Source organism: Asticcacaulis sp. (assembly GCF_027484505.1).
Classification (GTDB): domain Bacteria; phylum Pseudomonadota; class Alphaproteobacteria; order Caulobacterales; family Caulobacteraceae; genus Asticcacaulis.
The window spans coordinates 1-5,886 of record NZ_JAIXSV010000088.1 but is presented as its reverse complement, the minus strand read 5'-3'; the positions used below and the strand labels follow the sequence as shown (position 1 = coordinate 5,886).

The window sequence follows — 5,886 nt, the reverse complement described above, 5'->3', positions numbered from 1 at the left end:
GGTGGTGCGCAGGATGCGCGGGACGCGGCCGTCGGGGGCGTATTTGAGCAGGTCCTGCCGGAACTCATCGCGCTTTTCGTGCACCGAGGCCAGCACCAGCCCCATCGGTACGCCCAGATCGACCAGCGTGTTTTCCGCCAACTGCAACGAGGCCTCGATGGTTTCCGGCACGGCGTCGGTCACGCCCAGTCCGTAGAGTTTTTCGGCGTGGCTGGCGTCGCGCGCACGGGCGATCAGGCCGACATCCTGACGTACCTTACGCACAGCGGTGACCACAGTGTCGGTAAAGGCGGCGTTCGATACGGTAACAACAACGGCGCGCACATTGTCGATGCCCATGCGGTGCAGCATGTCCGGGTGCGAAGCGTCGCCGTACCAGGCTTCGACCCCTTCCTTACGCGCCCGTGACGCCACCCGCGCATTGGCGTCGATCACCGCGAAGGAAATATCGTGGCGACGCAGCATATCCGCCACCAGTTCGCCGACGCGGCCATAGCCGACCACCAACACATCGACCTGTTCGGAGACATGCGCCGGGGCGACGCTGGTCGCCGCCTCAGCCGCCGCGGTCTTGCGGTTGAAGCGCGCCCCGATCCCGGCCAGCAGCGGCACCAGGAACATGCTGACAATGGCGGAGACGATCACGGCGTGACCGAAACCGACCGGCACCAGCTTGCGCCCCACGGCCTCATCAATAATCACGAAGGCAAATTCCCCGGCGGGGGCCAGCACCAGCGCCGCCTCCACCGCCCCGCGCCAGCTCAGGCCGAAGCCACGCGCCAGCGGGACCACGACGGCGACCTTCAGCAGGATCAGACCCAGAGTCAGGCCCAGCACCAGAACGGGCTCTGACATCACGGCGGCAAAGTCGAGACGTGCGCCCACCGTCACGAAGAACAGGCCCAGCAGCAGGCCCTTGAACGGTTCCACCATCATTTCGATTTCGCGGCGGTACTCGGTTTCGGCCAGCAGCACCCCGGCGATAAAGGCCCCCAGCCCCATGCTTAAGCCCGCCCACACGGCCAGTTGCCCGGAGACCAGAACCACGAGGAAACAGGCGGCCATAAACAGTTCCGCGCTCTTGGCCATGGCCGCCGAACGGAACAGCGGTCGCATCAGAAGACGCCCGCCGATGACCAGCAGCGCCATCGCCACCACCGCCGGGATGAGAGTCAAAAGCCCGCTGATGCCGAAGGAACTGCCGCCCGACGCCAGCACCACCACGGTGATCAGTATGGGAGCCACGGCGAGATCCTGCGCCAGAAGCACGGCAAAGACGCTGCGCCCGGTCGGCGAGTTCAGGCGCTTGCGTTCAGCCAGTACCGGCATGACCATGGCCGTGGATGACAGGGCCAGCCCCATGCCGACGGCGACGGCCCCACCGAGGCTGCGCCCGATCAGCAGGAACAGGCCGGTCAGTACGGCCGCACTGAGGACGATCTGAAGCACCCCCAGACCAAAGACCATGCGACGCAATGCCTTCAAACGCTCCCACGTCAGCTCCAGACCGATGGAGAACAGCAGGAAGACGACGCCCAACTCGGCCAGCTGATGCACGTCCTGCGTCTGCGAAATCGTGAAGACGGACAAAAACGGCACCAGGTCTTCGAGCCGCCCCAGACCAAACGGCCCCAGAAGCGCACCGACCAGCAGAAAGCCCAGAACCGGCGACACGCGAAAACGCAGGAAGAAGGGTACAAACACCGCTGCGGCTATCAGAAAGGCGATCCCCGACGATGACGTGCCGGCGTGCGCAACCTGCTGCGCGCTGCCTTCAGGCAGAAGATTCGTCACCAAGGCGATTTTCCCTCATCTCAAAACAACCGATTTCCCTTGTTGGTCAAGGTGACCCATGCCACGCGATTATGAAAGAAAATTTATGAGACGCGGGGCAAAAAATGCGCCATCTTACCGCCTCGTTGCAAATGAACCCATCTGCCAACCAAAAACCGCAACCGCATCCTCTATTCCCGGAAACACCATGCGTAACTCTATCCTGCTGACCACGGCCCTTTCGCTCAGCCTCTTTACGGCGGCGGCGCAGGCCGAAGATCGTGCCTGCCTCGACGATCACTGCTTCCTGCAAAGCCTTTCCTCCCTCGATTCGCTGGGCCTGAAAGCGGACACCCTGACCGGCGGGGATACGGGTTCCGATTCCACTGTTGCCCAGACGTTTGGCACCTGGGGTTTTGACGTGAAGGGCATGGATACCTCGGTCAATCCGGGTGACAACTTCTTCCGCTACGCCAATGGCAAGGCCATCGACGCCATTGTCATCCCGTCCGACCGCACCTCTTACGGGGCCTTCGCGGCGCTGCGCAACCTGTCGGACAACCGTCTGAAGGCGATCATCGACGAATTGTCGGCCAAGCCCGGCCTGACCGGCGACGAAAAGAAGATCGCCGACCTGTATAACTCGATGACGGACGTAAAGACGCGCAACGCGCTCGACATCGCACCGCTGGCCCCCAGCCTGACCAAGATCCGCGCCATCAAGACCAAGTCCGACATGGCCGCCTATATGGGCGGCGTCATGGGTCAGTTCGGCGCTTCTGTCTTTGCCCCGGCCATCTTCGACGACCAGAAGAACCCGCAAATCAACATTCTCTATATGTTCCAGTCGGGCCTGACCCTGCCGGACCGCAACTACTATCTGGAAGACAGCTTCAAGGAAAAGAAGGCGCTTTACGAAGCCTATGTCACCGACGTGCTGCGTATGGTGGGCTATCCCGACGCGGCCAAGACCGCCAAGGATATCGTGGCTTTTGAAACCGAGATCGCCAAGGTGTCGTGGACGCGCATCGAAAGCCGCGACGACGACAAGACCTATAACCCGATGACGGCCAAAGAAATCGCCGCCTTCGCGCCGGGCTTCGATTTCCCGACCTTCTTCAAGGCGGCCAAGCTCGACAAGGCCAAGAAGATCGTCGTCGCCCAGAACACCGCCTTCCCGAAAATCGCCAAGGTCTACGCCGACACGCCGCTGGAGACGATCAAGGCGTGGCAAACCTTCAAGACGGTCAATGAGGCCGCGCCCTACCTGTCCGAGCGCTTCTCGACCCGCGCCTGGGAGTTCAATTCGCGCGACCTGTCCGGTGCGAAGGCGCAGCGCCCTCTGTGGAAGCGCGCGATTTCGGTGACCGAGGGGTCACTGGGTGAAGCGCTGGGCAAGGCCTATGTCGAACGCTACTTCCCGGCTGAGTCCAAGGCGATGATGGAAAAGCTGGTCGGCGACCTCAAGACGGCGATGGGCAAGCGTATCGACGGCCTCGACTGGATGAGCGCCGAAACCAAGGCCAAGGCCCACGAAAAGCTCGGCAAGTTTGGCGTCAAAATCGGCTATCCGGACAAGTGGAAGGACTATTCCGCGCTGGAGATCAAGGCCGGCGACCTGTTCGGCAACGTGACGCGTTCGGGTGAGTTCGAATGGGCGGACAGCCTGAACAAGCTGGACAAGCCGGTCGATCCGCTGGAATGGGGCATGACGCCGCAGACGGTCAATGCCTACTATTCGTCAACCCGTAACGAAATCGTCTTTCCGGCCGCCATCCTGCAACCGCCCTTCTTCGATCCGAAGGCCGATGCGGCGGTCAATTACGGCGCCATCGGCGGCGTAATCGGTCACGAAATCACCCACGGCTTCGACGATCAGGGCCGCAAGTCCGACGGCGACGGCGTGCTGCGCGACTGGTGGACCGCCGAAGACGCCGCCAAGTTCGACGCCAAGGCCAAGGTCTTCGGCGCGCAATACGACACCTATGAGCCGGTTCCGGGTGCCAAGGTGCAGGGCGGCCTGACCATGGGCGAAAACATCGCTGACCTGGGCGGCGTGCTGATGGGCCTGACCGCCTATCGCCTGTCGCATCCGGACGGCGGCCCGGTTCTCGACGGCTTCACCGGCGATCAGCGCGTCTTCTTCGGCTTTGCCGGCGTCTGGGCCTCCAAGTACCGCGAAGACGCCATCCGTCAGCAGGTGGTGTCCGATCCGCATTCGCCGGCGGAATTCCGCGTCATCGGCCCGATGCGCAATATCGACGACTGGTACAAGGCCTTTGGCGTCACCAGCGGCAAATATTACCTGAAACCGGAAGACCGCGTCCGTATCTGGTAAGCGATCCGTTCGTCATTTACTCGGAAAGCCCTTCGGTTCGCATCGAAGGGCTTTTTCGTGCCCGGCGATCAGTCCTTCGTGGGGAAACAGATGCCCGCAATGCGCACCACCGCGCCGATGGCCAGCAGGAAGCCCCCAATTTCCGCCTGATGGGCGTAGCGGGTGAAGTGACCGGCCATGTCATCGGCGTAGGAGACGCCGTGCTGCAACTGCGCCAGCACAATGTAGATCATCACCAGCGGCGCAAAGGCCAGCGCGCCACCCAGCACCATCATTGTGCGCGAAGACGATTTAAACCGAACCATATCGAAAACCCTTTTGTAGCCAAACCGCGCCCTGAACGACCCGCGCGTGGGGTTTAAAACCTGATGAGGTATGGGCGGAGCCGGGGGACACCGGCCCCGCCCTTTCCCCTCCGAACCGGACCTCCGCCCCCGGAGTATTCCGATACGATCCGTGAACAACGCTTTCGCGTGGGGACATGATGTGCTATGAACGCCGTTCACAATTGTGTTGTCGCATGAATTTGAACAATGTTCAATATAAAAATGAACGTCGTTCAATTTTTTTACCGTCAGGTTCCGAGTAGAATGTCCAAGGCCCCTTCCGCCACCACCCTCCGCCGCGAGGCCCAGTTCGAAGCGCTGATGCAATCCGCTGAAAAACGCATCTGCGAAGATGGCGTAGGCGCGCTTAAGGCGCGTGATCTGGCGGCCGATATTGGTGTGGCGCTGGGGGGGCTTTATAATATCGTCGCCGATATGGACGATCTGATGCTGCGGCTGGCGCAACGCACCATGGTCAGGCTCGACGCAGCGCTGGAGGCCGGGGCGGCCTCAGCCGCGGCCGAGCATCCCGTCGAGGTGCTGGAAGGCATCGCCCTGGCCTATTACGACTTCGCACGGCAGAATCTTCAGTTGTGGCGCGCCCTGTTTGAAATGCGGCTGAAAAATCCCGCCCTGCCCGAATGGAACATTCAGGCGCAACTGGGGCTGTTTCGCCATATGAACGCGCCGATGACTGCGCTCATGCCCGCGGCGTCTGAGGCGGAACGCATACTGGTGGCGCGCACCCTGTTTTCTGCGGTGCACGGCATTGTGTTTGTCGGACTGGAGGAGCGATTGATCGCCGTGCCGCAGGAGGCACTGGCCCAGCAGATTCGCTGGCTGGTGCGCGCCGCGTGCAAGGACCTGAAATAAGGAAAATTGACAACGCCGTCAAAACTGACAGGCGTCAGCTTTGGAAACGACAAACGAAAAGAGGCCCGGCATGGGGGATAAGCAATGCCGGGCCTCTTTCCTTGTTAAGCAGGCGTTTCCTCCCCGAAACGCCGGGAACTGACTTCATCTCTCTGGCGAAGTTCCGTTCTCTTGAGACGGAGAAAACAGTTTTTTGAGGGCCGTGTCAACGCTTTTATTACGTGGTGTCAAAAATAATTTTAACTAACGCAGTTGTGTCAAAAAGCCTAAGAAGGGTTAACGATTTTTGACAGCGCTGACACAGATTGCCGTTGCGTAAATTTATTTACGCATTCACTATGGATTTCAGATGCTTAATGGCTTCTGTGCGGGGCAATGTTACCTGACCCGGACGCGCCTCACGCCATTCTTTGTTATCCGTGATTTGCGTGGCCAGAAGCCGCCCCTGATCCAGATCCTTGATCGTAACGGTATTACTTACCAGCTCGTCGCCACCCAGCATGACAACAGCCGGGGATAAACGGCGATCCGCGTACTTCATTTGCGCCTTCATGCCCGACCGGCCGAGGTAAACTT

At 60.7% G+C, this 5,886-nt stretch carries 5 protein-coding genes; 2 read left to right on the top strand and 3 right to left on the bottom strand.

Features of this window, described 5'->3' with window-relative positions; translation table 11 throughout:
* Positions 1-1,794 (bottom strand): cation:proton antiporter (locus Q0072_RS05250; protein ID WP_298326742.1); only part of this gene is annotated, 1,794 nt, incomplete at its 3' end.
* A gap of 187 nt (positions 1,795-1,981) precedes the next feature.
* Here Q0072_RS05250 and Q0072_RS05245 point away from each other — a divergent pair.
* Positions 1,982-4,111 carry a M13-type metalloendopeptidase gene (locus Q0072_RS05245; RefSeq protein WP_298326739.1) on the top strand — a complete coding sequence of 710 codons (2,130 nt, stop codon included), beginning with the start codon at positions 1,982-1,984 and terminating at the stop codon, positions 4,109-4,111.
* Positions 4,112-4,179: 68 nt separating this feature from the next.
* On the opposite strand, the gene Q0072_RS05240 is transcribed toward Q0072_RS05245, so the two are convergent.
* Entirely contained in the window at positions 4,180-4,416 is a 237-nt protein-coding gene (locus tag Q0072_RS05240; protein ID WP_298326736.1) for a hypothetical protein, read from the bottom strand.
* A 285-nt stretch (positions 4,417-4,701) separates the two neighbouring features.
* Here Q0072_RS05240 and Q0072_RS05235 point away from each other — a divergent pair, with 285 nt between their 5' ends.
* Positions 4,702-5,310, top strand: a complete 609-nt coding sequence (locus tag Q0072_RS05235) for a WHG domain-containing protein (RefSeq protein WP_298326733.1) — start codon at positions 4,702-4,704, stop codon at positions 5,308-5,310.
* A gap of 325 nt (positions 5,311-5,635) precedes the next feature.
* On the opposite strand, the gene Q0072_RS05230 is transcribed toward Q0072_RS05235, so the two are convergent.
* Positions 5,636-5,886 (bottom strand): His/Gly/Thr/Pro-type tRNA ligase C-terminal domain-containing protein (locus Q0072_RS05230; RefSeq protein ID WP_366941779.1); only part of this gene is annotated, 251 nt, incomplete at its 5' end.

Bases quoted from the DNA above. Each gene is read 5' to 3' on its own strand.
- Q0072_RS05235 (WP_298326733.1), top strand. From the start codon at position 4,702: ATGTCCAAGGCCCCTTCCGCCACCACCCTCCGCCGCGAGGCCCAGTTC.
- Q0072_RS05245 (WP_298326739.1), top strand. From the start codon at position 1,982: ATGCGTAACTCTATCCTGCTGACCACGGCCCTTTCGCTCAGCCTCTTT.
- Q0072_RS05240 (WP_298326736.1), bottom strand. From the start codon at position 4,416: ATGGTTCGGTTTAAATCGTCTTCGCGCACAATGATGGTGCTGGGTGGC.